Here is a 1,811-nt window from a genome sequence, read left to right on the forward strand (position 1 = left end):
GAGCTTTCACGGAAACTCATTAGCTCCTATGATTACTCATTTCTAGTATCATTAATTTTTGTTGATTCCCCCATTTTTTCTGCATAAAACACTTGACAAGTCTGTAAAAATTTGAAAAATACCTCCTAAAGACATGTTTTAAAAGGAGGATTATTTTATGCTTAAAAATTGGAGCACTCATGCTGATTATCAGCAATTTATTATTTCAAATCTCTCATGTTTGTACAAAGCTTTTCCTAAAAAGATTATACAATTTGAACCATCTATATCCAAGTTGTATTGCTTAGACTTAGATATTCTTGGGGAGATATTAAAACCTTATTATTCTAATATTGGTAGACCTGCAACTCTTCAACCTGAAATATTTCGTTCATTTTCTTTAATGCTTTTCCAAAAGGAAACAAGCATTACCAACTGGGTTAAAAAGCTTAATGCCAGTGAATTATTTGCAACCTGCATAGGCTGCACTAAAAATAATGTCCCATCACTTGGTGCGCATTATGATTTTATCTCTAGATTATGGCTATCAAATCTGTCTACCGACAGGTTCAAACTAAAAAAAATATATTATTATAAGAAGAAGCCAGCTAAAATTAAGGCGCCCGGGAAGAATAAAAAACTTCCTAATAAAAAACCGGGTGTTGTTAAGAGAATTTCAGATTTTTTTGAAGCTGGTCGCTCATTTTCTCTAAGAGCCGAAAGGCTGCTTCAAAAAATATTCTCATTAGTTGCTGTAGAACCCTCTTTTAATCTTAACTTAATAGAAAAAAACAATCTTACAGTTGGCGGTGATGGTACCTGTGTTCACTGTAAATCTTCTTACTATGGCTCTAAAGTTTGTGACTGTCGTCAAAATGGAATTTACGACTGCAAATGCCCTCGTAGACTTTCTGACATAGATGCTAATTGGGGTTGGGACAGTCATGAAACTCGTTGGTTTTACGGCTACACTCTCTATGCTTTATCTGCCTATAATAAAAAACATAAGATAGATCTACCTATTTATCTACGATTTGTACAAGCAAGCAGACACGACAGTGTCACTGGAATAGTAGCATTAGCTGAATTTAGAGAACTGTTGCCACAGTTCAATATATCAAATTATGTTCTTGACTCAGCTAATGATAACTATCCTACATATGAATTATGTTCCAAATGGAACATTAATCCCTTTATTGATTTGAACTCCAAAAATAAAGGAAATTCAAAATATCCAACTGCTTTAAATATTAATGAAAAAGGAGTTCCTATCTGTATAGGTGGCCATGAAATGATCTATAACGGTTATGAAAAAAGTCGTTCACGCCTTAAATGGCGCTGCCCTTTAGTTTTAAAAAAGGTTGATAGTTGCTCTTGTTGTGAAAAGTGCTCGCCTTCACCCTACGGGCGAGTAATCCACACTAAACCATCATGGGATTTAAGATTGTTTACTCCTGTTCCTCGTGGCTCAAAACAATGGAAAACTATTTATAAAACTAGAACGTGCTCAGAACGTATAAACAATCGTATTCTAAATGATTATAGAATTCATTCTTTACGAACACATGGTAAAAAACGTTATTCATTTATGACTATGATTGCTGGAATTAATATTCATCTAGATGCCAGACTTAAAGTTTCTGTTTTTAGTATTTTAAATTTATTAGTGTAGCTATTTAACAACTAAATATTTTTTTTGAAAATTCTTGCACCGTGCAGGCTTGTTTGCTATGCCTGTTTTTATTACAAACCGCTCTAATATCATAAATTTTATAGTTCTATACAACTCAATACAAATTCAAGTTTTATTTATTAGTTTCCGTGAGTACTCT

Annotated in this window: 1 protein-coding gene; it reads left to right on the forward strand. The window is 33.1% G+C overall.

Features of this window, described 5'->3' with window-relative positions:
- Positions 1-157: 157 nt before the first annotated feature.
- Positions 158-1,651: a hypothetical protein gene (locus Ctaglu_RS24580; protein ID WP_125006695.1), complete on the forward strand. Its 1,494-nt coding sequence runs from the start codon at positions 158-160 to the stop codon at positions 1,649-1,651.
- Positions 1,652-1,811 lie beyond the last annotated feature (160 nt).

The organism is Clostridium tagluense (assembly GCF_003865095.1).
Lineage (GTDB): Bacteria > Bacillota > Clostridia > Clostridiales > Clostridiaceae > Clostridium_AD > Clostridium_AD tagluense.

Bases quoted from the DNA above. Each gene is read 5' to 3' on its own strand.
- Ctaglu_RS24580 (WP_125006695.1), top strand. From the start codon at position 158: ATGCTTAAAAATTGGAGCACTCATGCTGATTATCAGCAATTTATTATT.